Source organism: Ruegeria sp. THAF33 (assembly GCF_009363615.1).
Lineage (GTDB): Bacteria > Pseudomonadota > Alphaproteobacteria > Rhodobacterales > Rhodobacteraceae > Ruegeria.
In genome coordinates, this window is the sequence record NZ_CP045385.1 from 49596 (window position 1) to 70003 (window position 20408).

The window sequence follows — 20408 nt, forward strand, 5'->3', positions numbered from 1 at the left end:
AAGAAGTCTCTGTAGGCGGCCCCCTTTCTCACCCCTCAGATTTCACCTTTGCGGTTACTAAAGGATCGCGTGAACATATCTGACGGTACGAAGTATGAACTCCTTTCGTCAATATTTTTGTTGGAGGTTTTACAAGGTGGTGGCCCCTAAGTAGCTGAATTAATATGATAAATTCCCCTCCTTTTAGTTTTTCTTAACCAAATAGAGACGATGAAAATCGAATCACATGCCTACAGCACACCAGAGCCAGCTCAGCGCGGTATAGGCGCGCGCTGCACGTTTTAGAAAGACTGACCAGGACTACATCCTGCTTCGCACCATAAATCTAATAGGGTTGTTTGTAGCCGTCTTGCCATTCCTTAAGGAGACCGACGGTCTTGCCTTTTCCGACCTCTAAAATTCGGTCGTTTGCACGGGCCTCATCTTCTCTTTTTTCCGCCGTGCTACTTCCCAAGTGGGGGTCAATTGCGGTACGGGTCGAAATGAAACTTTAAAGATTTTCGGCTAAGGCAACGTTCGTCCTTACCACGTGGATTCAACGAAAGAGCCCAAGTTACTGGATGCTGCGCTGTCCACCAATGTCGGCTCCTCGGACTGCGGAAAAATATGTAACAAAATCAAACCGAGTTTCGCCAAGGTTTGTGCCATAAGATTTTCAATGCTTGCCGGCGCATCTCCGCCAGCGACAAAAACGACCGTTCTTGGCAAATAGGTTTTGGCTAGAGTTTTTTTGACCTCCGATACCGGCGCTCGAAACAAGGTAATTTCCGTCAAGACCCATGACCGAAGAGCCGTCGAAGTGGAACATTGACCTCGCCGCGACCTACACCCGGACGCTTACAATTAATTGACTCGTAGGTGAGCCTCAGTAACGCGTGGATCTCTAGAAAAATCCCAATCCTTAGGGTCAGGGGGTTTTGACCATATGGTGGCTAAACGGCCGCGAAAGTAGATGTTCCAAAGCCTAAAAGGATGGTGAAATTCCGGCACTTTCAATTCGAAACGATGTTTTCTACCGGGTTCGATAGCATCTGCGTGTCCCAAATCATCCAATGGGTCTCCTGTCGCCTCTCCCGAATGAATGCCATTGATGAATCCATCTTCTGGCCCGTGAACTTCCCACGTGCAAAAAATGAATTGATACTCTAAGACAGTCAGATCACTCGCAAGTGTGCCGATATTCGACGCCTCAACAACCAATTTTTCTGTAGTGAATTCTACTAAGCATTTCGGTTGCCTTGATTTGAACTCCGGCTTTTGACTGCGGTCAACGGTAGAACCTATATCGCCCTCGTAAAGCTCAAAAATCACGAAAGCATCCTGCGGGTTCTCATTATCATCAAGGATGATGTCTTGTGCATCAATGTCGTTCATCGACGTTCCCCTAAAACTGGTAAGTGCTGCCAGGAGGCAATTCGTCCCAAGGGCGGAACCCAATACCACGATCTCCATCCAGATCGAAATTATAAACCGGGAGAGAGCCCTCCAATAAGGCAATCGAGAAGTCTACCGCGTTTCCGAATCCATTAGTCTCAGTCAGTTGCGATTCCAGACTCACAGTGTCTTGCGGGGTAGGAGCCTGTCCCATTTCGTGAAGCAAGGCTTCAGCTTCGGGGTTCATCACATTCGAGGTGTCCACCATCCAATCTGGGCGCAGTTTTTGGTTTAACGGAACTATTGGAACTGTGGCGGGCCGCTCGACCGAAGCGAGAATGTCTGGTGGTACAAGCCAGTACATAAGGGGCTTCGGATTCGGCAGCGTTCGCCTGGGATATGTATTTGCCTCAAAGTTGTCCGAGGTTGTGATCATGTCATCAAGGAAGCCGAAGGAGGAGAAATCATCCTTACTCAAGTAGCCCCACCCAACTAAACACAGCATCGTGCGAATAGCGCTTACAATGAAATGTAGAGCAGAGTTGATCAAGTATAACGCCCATCTGGGAGCTTGAGCTACGATTCTGGTGATTGCCGCGACTGGCAAAGTTGCAATCATCACCAGCAGGACAGCACCTTTGGAGAGCCACGAAAACAGTGACTTAAGAAAGTCAGAAATACTCCCATTCCACTTCGGTGGTGGCCCCGGGTTATTGGCTTTGAGAATATCCTTAATCTCCTTCCAGACCTCTTTGAGGTTATCCGGCGGGGGTGTAGGCTTCTCGATTGTCCCGTTGGTCGACAAGCGGAGATAGCGCTTTAGAAACTCATATGCGAATAGGAACTCGTCCTTTTCAGGGTACCCATTCTTAAGCAGAGATGGAACGAACGGTGGCTGGTAAACGTCGCGCATTGAGTTCACAATCAACTCTGCGATTTCATTTTCCTCTTGTGAGGACACACTGATCAGTGTGTCCAACCGTGCTGCCATAATGTCTCCGCGACCCTGATTGTTCCACAGCCAACTGTCTGCGACGGTTTCGACGACTAGGTGCCGATAGGCATGATTCCGGAACGGTCCCCCTACGAGTCGGTTGATAAAAGGATGACCCGTCACATCTCCCGCCACATGCGTCATATACCCACGAGCATAGGATAGCTGTGCCGTAGTGCTGGCCGTGGACAATAGGTTCGTCGCAAAATCGCCGGTATGTCGATAGTGTAGCAAATCCATCCACCACCATTCTGAATAATCACCTGGTGTGGTGGGGTGTTTCCAAGCACCGTCATCTGTGAACGGATGCCCAAACATCCGGAACGGAAATCCGAATTTATCTGTCGTTTCTATCACCCAAGTTGGATCGGAAAATTTTGGATCAATCACAAATTCGGGTGGAAGACTCCCAATCTCTGAAAAGATTGGATTCTTTACGTTTATTGACCCGACGCCCCAAGCAAGTCCAAGCTTTGTGGCCAAGAACATCGCTTCCATGCCGACATTAAATGTATAGCTGAGGTCTTTTCTAAGACCGCCACTCAACCAATCCACCAAGTCATCGACAGGCTTGGTGAGCTGCTCTTCTATCTCGTTCAGTTTCTCTTTGATGTCCGAAGTCTTCTCGAGTACCGAAAGCGCGACTTCGAAACCTTTTCGAAGTTCGGGTTTGCTGGTGGAAGGGTCGAACATAAACAGTGTTGTATCTGGACCAATGGCACCAAACCTTAAGGCTTCAGCATGGAGGTTTGGAAAAAGGTCCGGTCTTCTTTGAGCGGCCAACTCTGCGAAAATGATGTGTGATCCAAACTTCGGCACTTTGCGCACCCCCCCCAAAAAATCTAGCAGGTGGTAAATGAATACGCAGAGATGAGAACTTTCGTCTTAGGTGAAGTTCATTCCATGAGCCCGAAACTTCTCAAATTCGGTGACCGCTGCGCAATCTTCCAAGACTAACTCTCACTTCGATCTTCGCGTGAAAGTATAACATTTGTCAAATCTCATGGCGTTTTCTACCGCCTCGTTGTGACGAGCTCCCCACGCTGAGAGATTGTGCTATACGTAAAATGTAGCCACAACTGGGGCCAAAAACCCAATCGTTTTTGTCACAGGCGAAAGCCACCGTTATTGACACGAGGCTGTTTCGAACTGTCCCCAGCTACCCTCAGAAGAGCGGTCAATCGCGCAGCCGCAGGGAAAGCCGGCAAGGTCCGCGTCTTTCGAGTTCACGACCCGTGCGGCGAACGGCAATTGCTGCGCTGCAATCTTTCAACCCAAGCATGCCAAGCTCTCCTATCGGACTGCCGTTCGCACGTAATCTGGGTTCGGGCCGATGATTGCAGGCTGGTTGCAAACAATGTGGGTTCATTCGCAGATAATCCGGGTTTGCCCCCTTCGATAGATGCAAATAATTCGGGCCGAAAATCACGATGATTGCAGGTCGAGCCAATTATGTTCGCAGGTCGTTACACTTAGCCCCGGCATTGGTTACGGCCTACGGTTTGCGGCCTTCCTAAGCGCGCTTGTCACATCTTCAACATCGGAGTGTTTCCAGATGTCATCACGCAAAAAGAACCGATAACCTTTCTTGTCATCGGGTTTACCAATTTCCTCGACGACGCTGACCGGCGCCATTGCCGCGCGGATCACTCGATACTGCTCATCGAACAGCACACCGGCCAGAACGTCGAAGTCATTCAGAGATTTGATGGCGGATAGTTCGCGGGACGTGTTGCGCTGGTAGATCCGTCGAGACTTGATCTGATATCGGATTCCTGTCGCGTCTGTCGCATCGTATCCCTTTTCCGAGTTGGGAGCTAACTTCCAACCAAACGCTTCCCGAAACAGAAACTCTGCCCAATCTCCAGCGGGGTTGTTTCCAGTCCTCAATATGCCCTGCCTGCGCAATTCGGCCAGGATGTCAGCGTACAGTGAAAGAAGTTCAGACGGTGGGTTGTCGGTCAGATCATTCATTACAGTGTTATGTCGGGATAGCCGTTAAATGGCCATACGGGCAAATCCCGCGCCTTTGGGCGCGTGACCGCGTGCTAGTCGGACGCCGGCACACCGGCCTCCGACCCGAACCAATCACGACCTTTCTCCCTTCGGCCCAGGTGGCGGTGAATCTGTCTCGTCCCGAGCCAGCTTAACCGCGGCCAAATGGTCGCCAGGACATGCTTGTTTCGGCCCATAGGGTTACGCCCGCTTTTGCAAGAGGTCTTGGAGATCCGCGCGAGGCGCGCGGCTCGCATTGATTATTGGACAGGGCAGGGGATCGACGCGCTAAAGCGCGCTCACCCCAGCCCTGGCATTATCCAATAGTGGGGCTGCTGTGACCGGCAAGCCGGTCCCATCATCCCGATCGCATTCAGTTCAGTTGCATCTAACTCCGCTGCCTCTCGCCTCCGGCTCGAACGCGGTGTCAGAGCCCCTTCAATTTGATGTTCTGAATGCGCTCTAATCCGCCCGCATCCTGCGTCGGGCCGGTCAAGGGGCAAGCGCCGCGCGTTGCGCGTCGTCTCCACGTCAAAAAACCCGGTTCCTCCCACGCGCAAGCGCGCGGTTCCCTCCCATTTTTTTGCCACTCCGACCCCGTGACAGTCCCGCCCCAGGCCACAGGCTGGGCTTTGCCCACCCTGTTCTGCCAGCCGAAAGATGTGGCCCATCTTTCAGCTAACAAAACAAAGAGGTCGCGCCCATTAGCGGATAGCCGGGGAACACTGGCAACCGCATCGCCACGAAGGAAAGAGTTATTATGACTGAATATCGTCTTGGATCATCGGAAATGGTTCATACACCCGGCCTAATTGCATGGGCCATCAACGGGTATCACTTCGCAGATGATCGTCCGGTTCTGCTGAACAGCATGTGCCAGAGCTTCCCCACAGTTCCCAACACCGCCATCGAACAGCTTTTGTCCAAGGCCGTGCCTTACACGGTTGAGGATAAAACGGTCGTTTTCAGCGTGGACGAATAGTCCGGTTCTGAAACGGCCAATGTGCAACCTGCGCACGGAAGGAGGTGAAATCCATGAGTAAAGAAACTCTGCAACAGCGTCGGAAAGAAGCCGATGAATTGCTCAAGAAGGGCGGTCTATCCGCAAAAATCGCCCGCGCCTTCTTGAAAACTCAAGCAACCGCCTAAGCGGCCTCGCTCTACCCCGCAAGGGGTAGGGCACCAATAACAAAAACTTAGCTTTGAGACAAGGACTTGCCCAATGAGCAAACTCGAAACATTCACCGCACCGGAAACCATCGAAACCGTTGCCCTGTCCAATCTGTACCTGTCAGACATCAATCCGCGTCAGGACGTTTCCGACGAAGGCATTGCGCTGCTGGCAGAAAGCCTTGTCACGTGCGGCCTGATCCAGAACTTGAGCGGTCTGCGCGACAAGGACGGTAAAGTCGGCATCGTCGCAGGTGGCCGCCGTTTCCGCGCGCTCAAACTTGCCGTGACCGAGCGCCCCGATCTGGCGCAGGTGCCGGTCAAGATCACCGATAACCCCTTTGTGGCCGAGCAATGGGCCAATGCCGAGAACACCGCCCGCGAAGAACTGGACCCGATTGACGAGGTTCGTGCCTATGGGAAAATGGCCGCGAAATCCTTGTCTGTTGGCAAGATCAGCAACGCATTCGGCGTCACCGAGGCGCATGTGCGCCGCCGCCTTGCGCTGGCTGATCTGCCCAATCCTGTCCTGGATGCGGTGAAAGCCGGGGAAATCAGCCAAGGCATTGCCAAGGCTATGACCATCTGTGACGACGAGGCAAAAATCCTTGAAGCACTGGAAGGTGCAAAAACCGGGCGCTTGTACAATGAATACTATGTCCGCCAAGCCCTGACACCGGAGTCTGTGCGCGACTCAGACCGCAGAGCCAAGTTTGTTGGACAGGATGCCTTTGAAGACGCTGGCGGAACCGTCACCAGTGATTTGTTCCAGAACGAAACCCTGTTCAATGACCCTGAATTGCTGGACCGCCTGTTTACCGAGAAACTGGCCGAGGAAGCCGAAAAGCTGCGCGAAGCGGAAGGCTGGGCATGGGTCATGATCACCGACGACAGCAACCCATATTTCTACGAGGTCCGGGACGCCCACGGGGTCGCTCAAACTCCGGTGATTGAAGGTGTTTTGACCGAGGAACAGGCTGAGCGCTTTGACGAGTTGGCCGAGCTTGAAGAAGGTGACGCGCTGGACGAGGCCGGACAAGCCGAACTGGATGCGATGCAAAAGGTTCTGGATGGTGAATACCAGTCCGCGCAGAAGGCGTTGGCCGGGATCATGGTTTTTGTCCGTCACAATGGCGACATCTCCGCTTTGCGTGGCCTCATTAAGCCCGAGGATCAGGCAGCGGCTATTGAGCGGGAGTTCATCGAAGCCCCCTCAGAACCTTCCAAGCCCACCACGCGGGAAGCTTAGAAACCGGCCTTCTCGCAGAAGTTCAATGACGACATGGTAGCGATCCGTCTGGGAGCCATTCAAACGGCCATGCTCGACAAGCCCGAGTATGTTCTGAGCCTGTTTGCCTTCTATGCGACACCAGCATCCGGCCACCACACCAGCCTGTTCGGGTTTGGCTACGGCGGTGCGGAGCGGAACGCCCCCGAGATTGACGACCAGTACAATCTTGATCCGCGCCTTGGCGGAGAAAGGGACGAGGCAGCAGAGGAAGCCTATAACCAGTTTCAGGAAATGGCCGGGAAAGGCAGTGTCGAAGCGTTCAAGGCTTTCCGCGATCTGGGCAAGAAAACCCGCAACGGCGAAATCACCGCGTTTCTCGCGCGGCGCTTTACAACCCAGCAGGCCGACTTCATGGCTGAAATCGCGGCTGATGTTGATGCTGATATTCGCTCGATCTGGACGCCTTCCGAGACGAACTGCTTCAAGCGGCTCAAGGCTGTACAGTTGGATGAACTGTACAAAGACCTTCTGGATTTGCACATGGACACCGATGCCTACCGCGCGTTCAGCAAGTCCAAGAAGGGCGAGAAGAACCAAGCGCTGCCCAAGCTGTTCAACGATCCAGAGCATCAAAAGGCTTTGCGCATCACCGCCGAACAGAAAGCCCGCATTGACGCATGGGTCCCTGAGTGCTTCTAAAACAATTAGGGCAGGGCGCATTGCGCCCTGTTCCCAGCAGGGATTTAATCATGACGTATTCCCGCAAGGTGACTGCCGAAACGCAATGAAAGAATGATAGCATACTTGCTATTTGCTTGCACTGCCATCATATCAGCGATATGCTGTCATTATCAAACATGGAGGATGAAATGGCAAATCTGACAGTCAGAAATCTATCTGATGACGTTCACAGTCGCGTTCGGTTTGTCGCGGCAGAACGTGGCATCAGCACTGAGGAAGCCGCGCGGCAACTTCTCGATGAGGCGTCACGGCCAGCCGAGAAGGTTGGCGACGTGATTGTGGAATACGTGCAGGGCCTTAATGCATTCTTGCCAGATATTGAACGTAGTGGCGACAAAGCAGAACCGGCGGACTTCGGGTGATTATTCTAGACACAAACGTGCTGTCCGACCCTATGAAGGAAAGCCCTTCCAAGGCGGTGATTGGGTGGTTGAATGCGCTGCATAGCGCGCAGTTTTATACCACGACGATCACCATCTTTGAGGTACGTTACGGGATCGAATTATTGCCTGACGGCAACCGGAAAGCTGCGCTTTGGAAGGGGTTCGACTTTACGCTAGGCCGTCTGTGCGGCAACCGGATTTTGCCATTTGACCGTGCGGCTGCGGAGGCCCTTGCAAACATGCAAGCCGAAGCGAAAGCCTATGACGTGAAGTTGGCGGACGCGCAGATTGCGGCAATTGCAAAGACACACGGTTTTTCAGTCGCAACAAGAGACGTGAAGCCGTTTCAGTTCTTAGGTGTCAATGTTTTGAATCCTTGGGATCACCCATCCGATTGAGGGACTGGAAGAATGACCAAAGCCACCACCCCAACAGCACCAGAGAGCGCCATTCGCCGCGTCTGGAAGTCCGCGCAGATGTATATTGCGTTCCACAAGGACCAGAACAAACGGCAGCGCAGCGAGCCGAAGTTCTGGCCCCCGAAGTACGGCAGCGCGTCCGTTCATGGCGATCCGAGCGAGCAGGAGGCCATTGTTGTGGTCAAAGCCGCCGACCCGGAGGACACTCAGGATGTGCAAATCAAGCTGCACCCCGGTCGGATTGTTGTGCGTCGTGATGCAGAAAGCTGGTGGCAAGGGGTTGCGGTCGAAGATCATTCTGTAACCGTCCGAATGGCGGATGGCACAATTATTGAGGTTCGACATGATGGGTCTGTCAAACGACGTTCCGCTGAAGATGAAACCCATGTCGAAGCGGATGGCAGCATTTTCAAATGGACCGAACATGCGGAAACAACAATGACAGGTGATGGGATCGAAATGACCCGTCGTACTGAGGACCGGATTACCGCGATCACCTATGACGGCGTTGTCGATCGGGCGCGCAAGCGATAGCCTCACCAAGATTCTTTCATTTTCCTCTTGTGGCGAGAGATACTGGCCCACTTCGGTGGGCCTTTTTTCTTACCGGCGGCTTGATGGTGCAATGTCCTTGTTGTCCTGACCGCGCGGGGTTGGAACCCCGCTCCATCAGGACTGTGCGCTTCCAGCGCAAGGGGCCGCTTCAGCGGCCAGGCCGCGTTTCTTCATCATGGTTTCGGGAATTGAAAGAGGCCAGCATGAGGGGGTAGATGCTGGCCTCTGGGGGAATTACCGTCAGTGAGCGGTAAGTGGTAGGGTTGAGACTTTGATAACCGACTCAAACGCAGGCCGAAATTAGGGCTTTCCCGTAGCAGCGGATGCTTCTTGCGCCGCTGCCAGCAAGAACCGGCGACTTGCGCTGCCACCGCGCCCTTAATCCTTGTTCCGCAGGTCATTCCGTTTCGGGAAAGCGGCCAGATCGCGGATTCGCCCAATGCCCATCTGTCGGATCGAGGTGATGTTGCCGCGTTTCTCTTTGTTCAAGCGTTCCGGGCGCAGCGGGCCCAGAAGCTCTTGCCTTTCACTCGGTCTGACAGCCTCAATCCCGTTGCCAGTGAAGATCCTCGTTCACGTGTTTCTTCTCTGATGAACATAAGCGGGCAGTCGGGGGAGCCGCGCAGCCCCCGTTCCGGGCGCTCCGCTTCAACAGGTAATTTCCCCTGCGCTGATCGCGCATTCCTCGCGGAGCAAATTACCTGCTGACACCCCCTTTATGCCCGCTTCTTCCATGTTCATCGAAACACTCAAAAAACGAGGATCAAACAATGGCAACTCAAACTCTGAAGCTGAACGTCAAAGCCGGTGAAAAAGATGGCAAAAACTTCTGGAACCGCTGCGGTGTCGCGTTCGTAAACACTGACGATCACGGCAACATCACCTCGATCCAGGTCAAACACGATATGTTCCCCGGCGTCGAAATGGTGGCCTTCCCGAAACGCAATGACGACAACGAACAGGTGACCGAATAAAAAGGGGTAGGGCGGCGCAAGTCGCCCTTTCCTTTGCTCCGGCTTCGGTCCGGACGCAATAGCGTCCCAGATTGTCGTAGCCGATGCCTTGGCGGCGCACACCTGCAGCGTCATTGGCCGTCGCTGATCTCATTTTGAGGTCAGTTCCAGCAAACAGATGTATCCACCTGGTTCCCTAGTCGGTTACGTCTTTCTTCGGCCTCATTTTGAGATAAGAAATGCGGTGCTTGCAAAGACGCCACTCACAATACGACCGCACCGGCCACAACCAGCCGTTCCCTCCGGCTAAATTATGATCACTTCCTCCCATTTGATCAGGCCGGTGCGGTTCCTAAAACATCACCTTCAATTGAAAGCCGCCAAAACTCTGTACAGTAGGCTGCGCTGTACAAATGACGGCGTTATGCGCAAATCCCGCGCCTTGGGGCGCGTGACCGCGTGCTAAGCTTCAGCCGGCAGACCGGCTTACGCCCCGAACCAACCACGCCCTTTCTCCCTTCGGCCTGATGCGGTGAATCTGTCTCGTCCCGAGCCAGCTTAACCGCGGCCAAATGGTCGCCAGGACTTGCTTGTTTCGGCCCTTCGGGTAACGCCCGCTTTTGCAAGAGGTCTGGGAGATCCGCGCGCGGCGCGCGGCTCGCATTGATTATTGGACAGGGCAGGGGATCGACGCGCTAAAGCGCGCTCACCCCGGCCCTGGCATTGTCCAATAGTGGGTCTGCTGTGACCGGCAGGCCGGTCCCATCATCCCGATCCGCCCGCATCCTGTGTCGGGCCGGTCAAGGGGCAAGCGCCGCGCGGTGCGCGTCGTCTCCATGTCAAAAAACCCGGTTCCTCCCACGCGCAAGCGCGCGGTTCCCTCCCATTTTTTCGCCACTCCGACCCCGTGACAGTCCCGCCCCGGGCCACAGGCAGGGCTTCGCCCTCCTGTTCTGCCAGCCGATAGATGTGGTCCATCTATCAGCTAACAGATCAGAAGGCCGCGCCCATTGGCGGAAAGCTGGGAAACACCGGCAACCGCATCGCCACGAAAGAAAGGAAGTAAGTCTATGGGTTACAATCGTTATATGAGCGGAATGTCCTGCGGTGGTCTGGTCACAGGGGAAGCCTTGACCGACGATCAACTGCGCTCCGCCGTGCCCTCGATCTTCGCAACCGAAGCCCACGAAAGCCGGTCTGACCGCTTTGTTGTGGTGCCGACAATCGACGTTCTGACCGGACTGCGTAAGGAAGGGTTTGACCCATTCTTTGCTCAGCAGGCCAACACCCGCATTGAAGGCAAAGCCGAGTTCACCAAACACATGCTGCGCTTGCGCCACCGCTCAATCACCAATGCCGAAGGCGAAGCCTTTGAAATCATCTTGGTCAACGCCAATGATGGAACCAGCAGCTATCAGATGGTGCCGGGTTTCTTTCGGTTTGTCTGCGCTAATGGCCTGATGGTTGGCGACAGCTTTAACGAGGTGAAGGTGCGCCATTCTGGTGACGCCATTCATGAGGTGATCGAAGGCGCATACACTGTTTTGGAAGATGCGCCCCATGTGGCCGAGCAGGTTGAAACCTTCAAAGGTATCTCTCTGGACGACGCCGAGCGCAAAGTGTTCGCGGAAGTGGTGCATGAACTGCGCTTTCCCGAGGCTCACAAGGAAGATGGAAAGCCCGCGCCGGTTCAGGCTGACGCTCTGTTGAGAACCCGCCGCAATGCCGACCGTCTGACCGATCTGTGGACCGTTGGCAATGTACTGCAGGAGAACGTCATCAAGGGCGGGCTGCATGGTCGCGTCAAGGATGGCAATGGCCGCACACGCCGACAGCGCACCCGTGGCGTCAAAGGCATCGACCAGAACAAAGCTCTGAACCGGGCCGTCTGGTCTCTCACTGAAAAGATGGCAGAGCTGAAGGGCGTAAGCCTCGCAGCCTGAAGAACAGCGCGCGGCTCGATCCGGGCCGCGCATACCCCCTGACTCGGAGCAGAGACCATGCAAAATGAAATCGTCAACACACCCGCACACGAGCGTTTCAACAACTTGCCGAAAGGCGACAAGCTGGACCAATTCGAGTGGTTCGAAATCATGCCGTGCCGAAATGATGAAAGCGAAGGGTGCGCCGTCCAGTGCGAAGCCGGAGAGGTCGAGTTTTGGAGCATTTACGGCCGGAAGAACGAAGGCACCAAAGACGCGCCGGAGTTTCTGGCGATGGCAGTCCATGACGCATGGGATGCCAAGGCGATTGTAAAAATCGCACGCCAGATTGCCACGGAAACCGGCAAGGGCTTCTTGGCTGGTGACGTCGCCTATGGGCAGTTTCCCCGCCAGAGCGGTCAGCTCGTGCCAGTGACCGAATTCATTGAGATTGCCGAGGCTCTGACATTCGCCATCCACGAAGCCAACGAAAGCGAGATTCCTGACGAAGACCAGCGCGTCGATGATTTTGATAATCATCCGCTGGCCGATCTGCGCGAGGCGTTTGTCGATTACTCCGACTATTCCGGTTCTGACCAGCTCGACCCGTACCAGTCAGACGCCACCCTTCACTGAAACCTTGCAAAGCCGGGAGGCCGCAAAAGCGGCCCCCGCCATTTGCCCGATGGAGACCAGAAATGCAGCAGCTTGATTTGATACCGATGGCCCCGACCGAGAAAGGAACACCCGGCGCAAGTTGGTGGGCCGGTGCCTGGGAATGCCGAAATCATGACGGATATTTCCAGACCCGCGAGCAGGGGCGGGGGCCGTGGAAATTCGTGATCTACGGGTTTGGTGATGACGATGTTTCCGTCTACGGCGTCAACCCGTTCGGCGAGTTGATCCGCCAAAGGGTGCCCATCGACCAGCAGGACCGCATCACCATTCTTGGCCGCAAATATGGCCGGGATAACTGGCAGCACTAAGCCGGGCGAAGCCCGAAAACTGAAATCGAGAGGACAGGCAAATGTATGCCCATTGTTTCCGTTCTGGACACATCGAGCTTTCCGCACATCCCGACATCGAGGGCGGGATTTGTATCGGGGAAGGAACAGAGGACGAGCTGACCCGCAAACTGGATGGACGCGCCCGCATGTCATGGAATGACACGTGGTTGATCCCCGGAGTTCCGGAGGCCGAAACCGGGGATGCGGCCTTAGACGCCACCATTCGGTTCAAGACCCGGATGGACGAACCTTTGCCCGAGGCCGGATAGGTGCGCCACCAGCTCACCTTGCCGGGGCTCGATCAGCCGCGCCGCGAGCAGCGCGTTTTGATGCACGCGGCTGATGTGGGTCAAGCCCCCGGTATGATGCCCGGTTGGCGAACTGCCAAGGGTGGGCACTTCATATGCGGTCAGTGTGGTCATGACGCCGGATGGAGTTTTGACATGACCGATACTGAAATTCGGCGGGGCATTCCGTGCCCGGTCTGCAACCACGAAAAGGAGGATTCCGATGCTTGAGAAATGTGTTCATCACACCATCGACATTGCTGTTGCCGGTGCCCTTCTGGTGGCAGCAGTTTCAGCATTTTGCTGGCACGCGGAACAGCGCGCCACTACCGAGGTTTGGAAGTCTGACCGTGCCGCCCGGCTGACCGTCGCGCGAGACTGACCCGGCCCTTTCAGCGCGTCCTGTTCTTCCTATCATCGACCATCCGGGCGAGGTCCGGATAGCCCGCGCCGCATCGGTTGTGCAGGTCCAGCCCGTCCTTTTCTCGGTCGCATGTTTTGGCGATGATCTTGAGCGCCGAGGGCAGCGGCGTGTCAGCACCGACCAGCTCAATGAACCGCTTTTTCGGGTACTGCCCGTACCGCCTGCAGGTCTTGCAGTTGATCCGGACCATCTCAAACGGATAATCCCAAGCCCTCACAGCGTACAACCCCCGGTAGTGCGATTTTCACGCGGTCTGAAAATCTTCAACCCTTCCATTCTCAGCATCTACCCCACGGGTCCGATTAGAGCCAGCGTAAAGGCTGGCCGCTCAGTCCCCGTTCGGGCCACCCAACGCGAAGCCGCGCGACTGGCACCGTGCCAAGATCCCGACTGAGACACCCTGACCTGATGTGCTACAGCCGGTCAGCTCGTCGGGTCGCGCGGCTGCAGCCCAGCCGATTTGTTGGCGCACTGACCTGACCGGCAGAGCCAATGCCAACTCGTCGGCACCCGCCGCCAGAGCGTCGGGAAGTTGAGCGCGCCCAGGCGCGCGGAAAATGCAGATTGCATTTAACGTGCCGGAAAGTGACGGGCGCTGTTCGGGCAGCCCACGCTTTGCGTGATTGCCCTGCGCCAGTCCACCGGCACCCACGCCTGTTGATTGGAAAAGGGACGGAACCCTTTTCCCGGCGTGGAAATAGCCTCCAAGAGCAAAGTTGCTCCGATCATGATTGGAGAAAATGCGGATTTCTCAAATCACATCGGTTTACTCTTGGTGATTATGACAGGATAAGGTAGTTGTGTTACAAATCACAAATACAACCAGAGGTATAGATTGAGCAAGCCCAGCGACACCACTGTCTTCTCCGTTCGACTGCCATCAGATGCCTTGGCGCGTTTGGAAGAGGCCGTGCAGTCGCTTGGGGCCAAGAGCCGCAACCAAATCATCCAACGACTGATCTATCGTCTGATCGGCTATCTCGATCCTGACCCCGCTGTTGTGGGTCTCTGGCAGACGCACTTGCGACAGGTTCAGGGCGGATACACCAACCTCAACCAGCTTGCGAAATCCGCCAAGCGCGGCTCGGTGATCTGGACGGATGACGATCGGTGCGACGTCGAAAATCTCCATCGAGCGATCATCCAGCACCGGCAAGACTTGAGGGCGCTGATCACCGCGGCGCGTCGAAACCGCGAGCCGGACTCTGCTATTCGCCGGATTTTGCGTCACGACGATTGGACATCTGAAGAATGAACACCGTGACCCGAGATCTCACAGCAGGGGATTTCCTGGAGCTTGCCTTCCGGGAAGCGCAGAAGGGTGTTGATCGGTCCAAGCAGATCAGCCAGCAGCTTCAAACCGCCAAGCGCATGAAGTTCATGATCTCGCGGGCTTCATCCATCAAGGCGCGGCTGGGTGCCGTGGTTGGAAAACCCGAGGCGGTTGTGAAACACGTCCGCAAAGGTGGGGTGAAAAACGCGCATGAGCTGCGCCGCCAGATCACCTATCTGACTGTCCGGGCAGAAGGCGTATTGGACATCCGGGACAACGGTGTGACCCCGCTCGATGCGGATCAGGTCAGTGATCTGATCGAGACCTGGGCCGAGGATTTCAACGGGAAAACCAATTACGGGTATACCCGTCACATGATCGTTTCTTTTCCCGATGGCACCTATCCGGACGCCGCGCATGAGGCCGGTTTGGAGTTCGCGGACCGTCTGTTTGGAAGCGGTGATTTTGGGGATACCTGGGATTACCTGACCGTGTTCCACAACGACACCGATAACCCCCATGTCCACATCGTTGTGAACAACCGAGGCGTCGAGCATGGGCAGTGGCTCGCTATGGGAATGAGCAGTGACATGAACATCGACGTTCAGCGCGCCATCCAGGTTGAGGTTGCCGAAGGATACGGCATTGAGCTGACCGCAACGACCCGCCTTGAGCGCGGTTTGCGGCAGGAAGTCGAGACCGACACGTGGAAAGTTCAGGCCGGAATGTCACTTGTTGAAAGCACTCCGGAGGTTGAAGTTACGGCCCGCGACATGGCCGCCGATGTGATGACTCTCTCCATCGCAAGAATGTCGGATCTGTTTGATGAGCGCGCCAACGCCGTCAAAGACCGGATCGAAGAGTTTGCCATCCAACTCGTGGAAGGAGACGAACCAGTGGTTTCACGCATGGAACATCTACTGGATCAGGCCCATCATTTTGATGACTATGGCGAGCCGGGAGACCCTTCTTACGTGTCTCCCGAGGTTATGAGCAACCTGCGGCGACACATCGAAACAGGTGGGTCCGAGGAAACCATCGCGCCCGAGCTGAAGGCTCAGGTTGTTGCCCATATCAGCGACGTTCGGGACAACGAACAGAGCCATCCGTATCTGTCTGCTTTGGCGGATATTGTCGATGACAAGGCGTTCCAGGCGTCCGCTGATTACGCCCCGGCAGCACGCCGCTACGAGGTCTATATGCAGGACACCTTGGGCGAGGGGGCCTATGAGGACTTCCAGTCTCAGACCAAAGAATTGCTGCAATCAATCGACAAGATGGAAGGGCTGGCCCGTGAAGTTGACGACCCGCATCTGCGTGTCGCAATGGATATTCAGATTGGTGAGCTGAAGGGTGACGTTGCGAATCTGCGCACTAACGACCCGGACCTTCAAGCCTTCATCATCGAAGACCGGCGATATTCAACGATGATGGATACTGCTGAAATGGACACCCTTGATTATCCGCAAGCCGAGCAATGGGTCGACATCCGCAAGGAAGTCACCGACACGGCCAGCAGCTACGGCCTCGATGGCGAGGCGTTTGTTGCCCGCTTTGGCGACCATCACAACGTCACTCTGGGCACAACTATGGGGTGGCGCAGCGAAGACATATCGACTGCAGCGGCCCACTTCCAGGTGCAAGGATTGTCAGACAGCCACCACCGCGCTGAGACCGTTGTTGACGAGCTGCACCAGCTTGCCTCCTCCAGGATCATCGCCATCTCCGAAGAACTCTCAGAGGTTCACGCCCACGCAACGCACTCGCTCTTGCAAGGGCGCGGCGTCGATACCGGTCATAGCTTGGAGGACGATGACGGGCACAGCTTGTAAGGACGTCACCCGGTCTGCCTGATGCGCGCGCCAACGCCACAGGCAGATCCATCAAAGAGTTTTCCATCAACTCGCAAAGGAAAAACTATGGTTTCGCGTACAGACTATCTTTTGAACGAAGTCGAACACTTCGCACCCTATTCCCAATTTGATCAATTCGCCCCGCGCGAGGATCGCGTTTCTGAGCAGATCGACATCATCATGAAAGAGCAGCAGGCGATGGGCTTTGATCGTGCAGCCATCGCTTCAAAGAGCTTCGACATCGAGGACCAAGCCAACCGCCGCGTTGACGAACATACGGCGCAACAGGATCTGATCGAAGAACTGAAAATCGAATTGGAGGCTGCGGAGCGGTCAGGGTAGCCGGTAGATCTGAACGATATGCAGGCTTTGGTTTCTCAGCACATGACCGATGCTCAGGAATACGACCTGTATCACCCCTACTATTCGTCCCTTGCGGATCTGTCGGGCGACAAAGGTTTTCAGGATTCCGACGACTACCAGTCGCCCGGTGATCGCTATGTTCAGTATATGCAATCCGCTCTGGGTCAGGCCGGTTTCCAGAACTACGAGCAACAGACCAAGGACATTGTGAACTCCATCGAGAGCATGGAGGCTCTTGCACGAGAGGTCGAAGATCCGCATTTGCGTGCCGCAATGGACGTCCAAATCGGAGAGCTGAAGGGCGATGTTGCTGAACTGCGCCCATACGACACCGACCTGCAGGCATACACTGTCGAAGATGACTGCTACACCACATCCATGAATGCAGCCGAGCTGGATAACCTGGACCCGACTGAAGCCGAAAAATGGCTGGCTGTGCGTGATGACATTGTTGCAACCGCCAACAGCTTCGGTCTCGACGGAAACACCTTCCTGGCCCGCTACAACGATCATGACAGCGTTTCAGTCGGCACAACGGCGACTTGGAAAGACGCGGACATTTCCACCGCTGCTGCCCACTTTAACCGCCAAGGCGTTCCGGACAGCTACGAGCGCGCCGAGGCCGTTGTTGGTGAGCTGCACCAGGTTTCGTCCAGCAAGATTGCCGCCGTGTTGCAAGAGATTGCCCATACCCGCGAACAGGCCACCCACATCCATGAAGATGAGGGGCACAGCTTGTAGGGGCTACGCAGAAGGTACTTTTGATGCAGCAGGACCAGTTTCAGGCTTGGTGCAAAACAGGGCGGTATGGAAGTTGCCGAACGGGATGTGTTGAAAACCGACCCTTCGCGGCACCTTGCCTGAACTGGTAAGACGCGGGACATAGCTGCCGTAGGCTCAACGGTTGCTGAGGACCGGTCTCAGCCCCAAAGCGGTCATGCTTGATCAGCACGTCGGGCGGGAACCGGCCATTCGCTTTCGGCGCGAAAAAGCCATTTGCACTCTTGCTTAGCGGTCATTCGACGACGGACAGCCTATAACATCAAACGGATGATCACCCTGATCGGGGTACGTGGGCTTCTGACCGCCATTCCGGCCTAATCCGGGGCGAACCGTTCAGATTGCGCGGCGGGATACGCCGATTAGAGCTCAATTTCCACCCTGCTCCAGCGCAATTGGCCCCAAAAATGGTTCAGAAACCGAAACCCCCAAAGGAAACCAGCAGAAAATCTCTAACGTCGAAAACCAAAGAGGTTTCCACACAGCGTCGGTCGAATTCGTCCACAAGTTCGGACGTTCTGAGCACTCGAGTACTCAGACTTAGCTGCTTCAAATGACTAAGTTCCTTGGCCGCCCAAACGCGTCGCCTAGTGCCTAAATTCCATTGCTCAGGTGGGTTTTATACTTTGGCCATATCCCATTAACTGGTCAACATGGTCAGGTTACGCCAACAAATTTCGAAGTGGAAAATTGAGGCAAGGCGAAGACTGGTTGCGAATACCGGTGGACCATCGAGCAGCGAGGCAAACGAGCTCTTTCGGAGACTTGCCGAAGATAACCCATTGATGACGATTGTGTTCATCTTCGGGGGGTGTCGGGACGACACCTTGCGGCGAAGCACTGTATCGGCGATCGGGCCGGTTCGCCGCGCCCAAGAACGAAATTGTTAGCGGACTACGAGCTACATGGTTCGGTCGTCATTCAATCGACAGAGGCGCGCGTCAATGGCCAAAAGTCTCTGCTACAGTTCTATCTGCAGTTTTCAGACCTCCGATCTGCGCCAACAAACTGACGATCGCATCAACGCCCGTACGGTGGCGCAGTGCAGAGAACACGAAAGGCCGGCCTTTCCTCATACGTGTCGCGTCGCGTTCCATCACTTCGAGCGATGCTCCGACATGGGGGGCGAGGTCGGTTTTGTTGATGATCAGAATGTCTGATTTTGTGATCGCCGGGCCACCTTTGCGCGGGATTTCCTCGCCCGCAGCAACGTCAATGACATATATCGTTAGGTCCGCCAACTCGGGGCTGAACGTGGCCGACAGGTTGTCGCCACCGCTTTCGATCAGCACCACATCTACATCGGGGTGGCGCGCCTGCATTTCAGCAACAGCCGCAAGGTTGATCGAGGCATCCTCGCGGATTGCTGTGTGCGGGCAGCCGCCGGTTTCGACGCCAATGATCCGGTCCTGCGGCAGGATCTGCATCCGCATCAGGGCTTCAGCATCCTCTTGAGTGTAAATGTCGTTAGTGATGACACCCAGGGAGCAGACGTCACGCAGGGCTTCGGAAAGGGCGGCAGTCAAGGTGGTTTTGCCAGCTCCGACCGGGCCGCCGATGCCCACGCGGAGGGGGCCGTTCATACTGCTCATGTTCGAAAAATCCTTGAATATTGAGTTTCGTGCTGCATCGTGGCGATGTCGGTCATGAAGGTGGTCGAACTCAGCTCGCTCAGACCTGTTTGCTGCGCTGTTTCAGCGATATCGGCGCAGAGCGGCGTCAGGTCGCGGATCAATCGCTGCGCGTCGGTCTGACCCAGAGGCACAAGGCGGGTAGCGCAGGCGACCAGGTTGCTCATGAACGCCTGCAGGAACATCTGTGTCACCAGCAGACGAGGCAGGTTCTGCATCCGCGCGGCGCGGCCCACCGCGACCGAATAGGTGAGGCGCTGTAGGTCCAACCCCCAGATATCTCCGGTCACGAACCCGAAGGCCCGACCCAGAAGATCGGTTTCCATAAGCCGTTCCGATCCAGCGCACATGGCGCGGGCGGTGGTATCGATCCGGGTCAAAGCAGCCCTGTCAGCGGCATCATAGGCGGCCACAAGAAACAGCGCGTCATTCCAGCCCGAGCCATGTTGCAGCACCGTCGCGACCCAATCGCCTGTCTGGTCAGCGCCCGCGACCCGGCCCTGTTCGATCGCGGCTTCCAACCCATGGGAATAGGCGAATCCGCCCACCGGATAGGCCGGGGACAACCACTGCGTCAGCGTCAGGATGTCGGCGTTAATGGGTGTGTCCATGGGTCCTGCCATGACCATATGCGCCGCCTTCGGGGGTAAAGGGTTCGACGACTTCGCGGATGTCGGCCCCCAGTTTCGTCAGCATGTCGCGGATGACGTGATCGCGCTGAATCAGCAGCCTGTCTGCTTCGATCTGGCAGGGCGTGTGCCGGTTGCCGATATGCCATGCCAGTTGCAGCAGATGGTCGCCGCTGATTTCCAGAAGGTCTTCGGGGGCGGCGATGATCTCGATCTCGCGCCCGTCTTCGAGCACCAGAACCCCGCCATGATCCAGAGACTTTGTCTGGGCCAGATCGACCAGAAACGCCTCACCCTCATCGGTTGCCAGCATCTTTCGGCGCAGGAAGCGCCCGTCATAGTCCAAAGAAACCTGCGCATAGGCCGGGGTGTGGGGGTGATTGTGATAGATGCGGGCGGTTTTGATCGCGGAGGTCATCTTGGC

The 20408-nt window shown here is 55.6% G+C and carries 25 protein-coding genes; 16 read left to right on the forward strand and 9 right to left on the reverse strand.

Annotation, left to right across the window (positions count from 1 at the left end; translation table 11 throughout):
* Window positions 1-522: 522 nt before the first annotated feature.
* The 4 genes from FIU92_RS17485 to FIU92_RS17500 all read right to left on the reverse strand — a co-directional run bounded on the left by FIU92_RS17485 (window position 523) and on the right by FIU92_RS17500 (window position 4342).
* On the reverse strand, window positions 523-774 hold the full coding sequence (locus tag FIU92_RS17485; protein ID WP_152459988.1) for a hypothetical protein: 252 nt from the start codon (window positions 772-774) through the stop codon (window positions 523-525).
* A gap of 69 nt (window positions 775-843) precedes the next feature.
* Window positions 844-1374 (reverse strand): hypothetical protein, encoded by a 531-nt coding sequence (locus FIU92_RS17490; protein WP_152459989.1) that lies wholly within the window; start codon window positions 1372-1374, stop codon window positions 844-846.
* Window positions 1375-1384: 10 nt separating this feature from the next.
* Entirely contained in the window at window positions 1385-3187 is a 1803-nt protein-coding gene (locus FIU92_RS17495) for a zinc dependent phospholipase C family protein (protein WP_152459990.1), read from the reverse strand.
* Between the two features lie 669 nt (window positions 3188-3856).
* The gene (locus FIU92_RS17500) at window positions 3857-4342 is read right to left on the reverse strand and encodes a hypothetical protein (RefSeq protein ID WP_152459991.1); all 486 of its coding nucleotides are present in this window, start codon (window positions 4340-4342) and stop codon (window positions 3857-3859) included.
* A 781-nt stretch (window positions 4343-5123) separates the two neighbouring features.
* Between FIU92_RS17500 and FIU92_RS17505 the strand changes: the two genes are divergently transcribed.
* From FIU92_RS17505 to FIU92_RS22865, 12 genes are all read left to right on the forward strand, one after another.
* Window positions 5124-5345 carry a hypothetical protein gene (locus tag FIU92_RS17505; RefSeq protein ID WP_152459992.1) on the forward strand — a complete coding sequence of 74 codons (222 nt, stop codon included), beginning with the start codon at window positions 5124-5126 and terminating at the stop codon, window positions 5343-5345.
* Window positions 5346-5585: 240 nt separating this feature from the next.
* The gene (locus FIU92_RS17510; protein ID WP_152459993.1) at window positions 5586-6782 is read left to right on the forward strand and encodes a ParB/RepB/Spo0J family partition protein; all 1197 of its coding nucleotides are present in this window, start codon (window positions 5586-5588) and stop codon (window positions 6780-6782) included.
* A 33-nt stretch (window positions 6783-6815) separates the two neighbouring features.
* Window positions 6816-7463: a hypothetical protein gene (locus tag FIU92_RS17515; RefSeq protein WP_152459994.1), complete on the forward strand. Its 648-nt coding sequence runs from the start codon at window positions 6816-6818 to the stop codon at window positions 7461-7463.
* Between the two features lie 170 nt (window positions 7464-7633).
* Entirely contained in the window at window positions 7634-7867 is a 234-nt protein-coding gene (locus FIU92_RS17520; protein WP_152459995.1) for a plasmid stability protein stbC, read from the forward strand.
* Window positions 7864-8286 carry a type II toxin-antitoxin system VapC family toxin gene (locus FIU92_RS17525; RefSeq protein ID WP_256367500.1) on the forward strand — a complete coding sequence of 141 codons (423 nt, stop codon included), beginning with the start codon at window positions 7864-7866 and terminating at the stop codon, window positions 8284-8286. The genes FIU92_RS17520 and FIU92_RS17525 overlap by 4 nt, the downstream gene beginning before the upstream one ends.
* Window positions 8287-8298: 12 nt before the next feature.
* Entirely contained in the window at window positions 8299-8841 is a 543-nt protein-coding gene (locus FIU92_RS17530) for a hypothetical protein (RefSeq protein ID WP_152459997.1), read from the forward strand.
* Between the two features lie 791 nt (window positions 8842-9632).
* Complete coding sequence (locus FIU92_RS17535) at window positions 9633-9836, forward strand: hypothetical protein (protein WP_152459998.1); 204 nt, start codon at window positions 9633-9635, stop codon at window positions 9834-9836.
* 1049 nt (window positions 9837-10885) lie between these two features.
* Entirely contained in the window at window positions 10886-11758 is an 873-nt protein-coding gene (locus tag FIU92_RS17540) for a DUF932 domain-containing protein (RefSeq protein WP_152459999.1), read from the forward strand.
* A gap of 57 nt (window positions 11759-11815) precedes the next feature.
* Complete coding sequence (locus FIU92_RS17545; RefSeq protein ID WP_152460000.1) at window positions 11816-12373, forward strand: hypothetical protein; 558 nt, start codon at window positions 11816-11818, stop codon at window positions 12371-12373.
* 62 nt (window positions 12374-12435) lie between these two features.
* Entirely contained in the window at window positions 12436-12723 is a 288-nt protein-coding gene (locus tag FIU92_RS17550; protein WP_152460001.1) for a hypothetical protein, read from the forward strand.
* A gap of 41 nt (window positions 12724-12764) precedes the next feature.
* Window positions 12765-13013, forward strand: a complete 249-nt coding sequence (locus FIU92_RS17555) for a host nuclease inhibitor protein (RefSeq protein ID WP_152460002.1) — start codon at window positions 12765-12767, stop codon at window positions 13011-13013.
* 241 nt (window positions 13014-13254) lie between these two features.
* Window positions 13255-13413, forward strand: a complete 159-nt coding sequence (locus FIU92_RS22865) for a hypothetical protein (RefSeq protein ID WP_170514440.1) — start codon at window positions 13255-13257, stop codon at window positions 13411-13413.
* Window positions 13414-13423: 10 nt separating this feature from the next.
* Here the strand turns inward: FIU92_RS22865 and FIU92_RS17565 are convergent, their stop codons facing one another.
* Window positions 13424-13645, reverse strand: coding sequence for a hypothetical protein (locus tag FIU92_RS17565; protein ID WP_152460004.1), 222 nt, complete (start codon window positions 13643-13645; stop codon window positions 13424-13426).
* 138 nt (window positions 13646-13783) lie between these two features.
* Window positions 13784-14107: a hypothetical protein gene (locus FIU92_RS22870; protein WP_170514434.1), complete on the reverse strand. Its 324-nt coding sequence runs from the start codon at window positions 14105-14107 to the stop codon at window positions 13784-13786.
* Between the two features lie 183 nt (window positions 14108-14290).
* Here FIU92_RS22870 and FIU92_RS17570 point away from each other — a divergent pair, with 183 nt between their 5' ends.
* The 4 genes from FIU92_RS17570 to FIU92_RS17585 all read left to right on the forward strand — a co-directional run bounded on the left by FIU92_RS17570 (window position 14291) and on the right by FIU92_RS17585 (window position 17685).
* On the forward strand, window positions 14291-14710 hold the full coding sequence (locus FIU92_RS17570; protein WP_152460005.1) for a ribbon-helix-helix protein, CopG family: 420 nt from the start codon (window positions 14291-14293) through the stop codon (window positions 14708-14710).
* Entirely contained in the window at window positions 14707-16560 is a 1854-nt protein-coding gene (locus FIU92_RS17575) for a relaxase/mobilization nuclease domain-containing protein (protein WP_152460006.1), read from the forward strand. Before FIU92_RS17570 ends, FIU92_RS17575 begins: the two co-directional genes overlap by 4 nt.
* 87 nt (window positions 16561-16647) lie before the next feature.
* Window positions 16648-16923, forward strand: a complete 276-nt coding sequence (locus FIU92_RS17580) for a hypothetical protein (RefSeq protein ID WP_152460007.1) — start codon at window positions 16648-16650, stop codon at window positions 16921-16923.
* A gap of 42 nt (window positions 16924-16965) precedes the next feature.
* Window positions 16966-17685 carry a hypothetical protein gene (locus tag FIU92_RS17585; RefSeq protein ID WP_152460008.1) on the forward strand — a complete coding sequence of 240 codons (720 nt, stop codon included), beginning with the start codon at window positions 16966-16968 and terminating at the stop codon, window positions 17683-17685.
* Window positions 17686-18665: 980 nt separating this feature from the next.
* Here the strand turns inward: FIU92_RS17585 and ureG are convergent.
* The 3 genes from ureG to ureE are packed head-to-tail and all read right to left on the reverse strand — an operon-like array spanning window position 18666 to window position 20402.
* Window positions 18666-19316 (reverse strand): urease accessory protein UreG, encoded by a 651-nt coding sequence (gene ureG, locus FIU92_RS17590; protein ID WP_152460009.1) that lies wholly within the window; start codon window positions 19314-19316, stop codon window positions 18666-18668.
* On the reverse strand, window positions 19313-19966 hold the full coding sequence (locus FIU92_RS17595; protein ID WP_152460011.1) for an urease accessory protein UreF: 654 nt from the start codon (window positions 19964-19966) through the stop codon (window positions 19313-19315). The genes ureG and FIU92_RS17595 overlap by 4 nt, the downstream gene beginning before the upstream one ends.
* Window positions 19950-20402: an urease accessory protein UreE gene (gene ureE, locus FIU92_RS17600; protein WP_152460013.1), complete on the reverse strand. Its 453-nt coding sequence runs from the start codon at window positions 20400-20402 to the stop codon at window positions 19950-19952. The genes FIU92_RS17595 and ureE overlap by 17 nt, the downstream gene beginning before the upstream one ends.
* Window positions 20403-20408 lie beyond the last annotated feature (6 nt).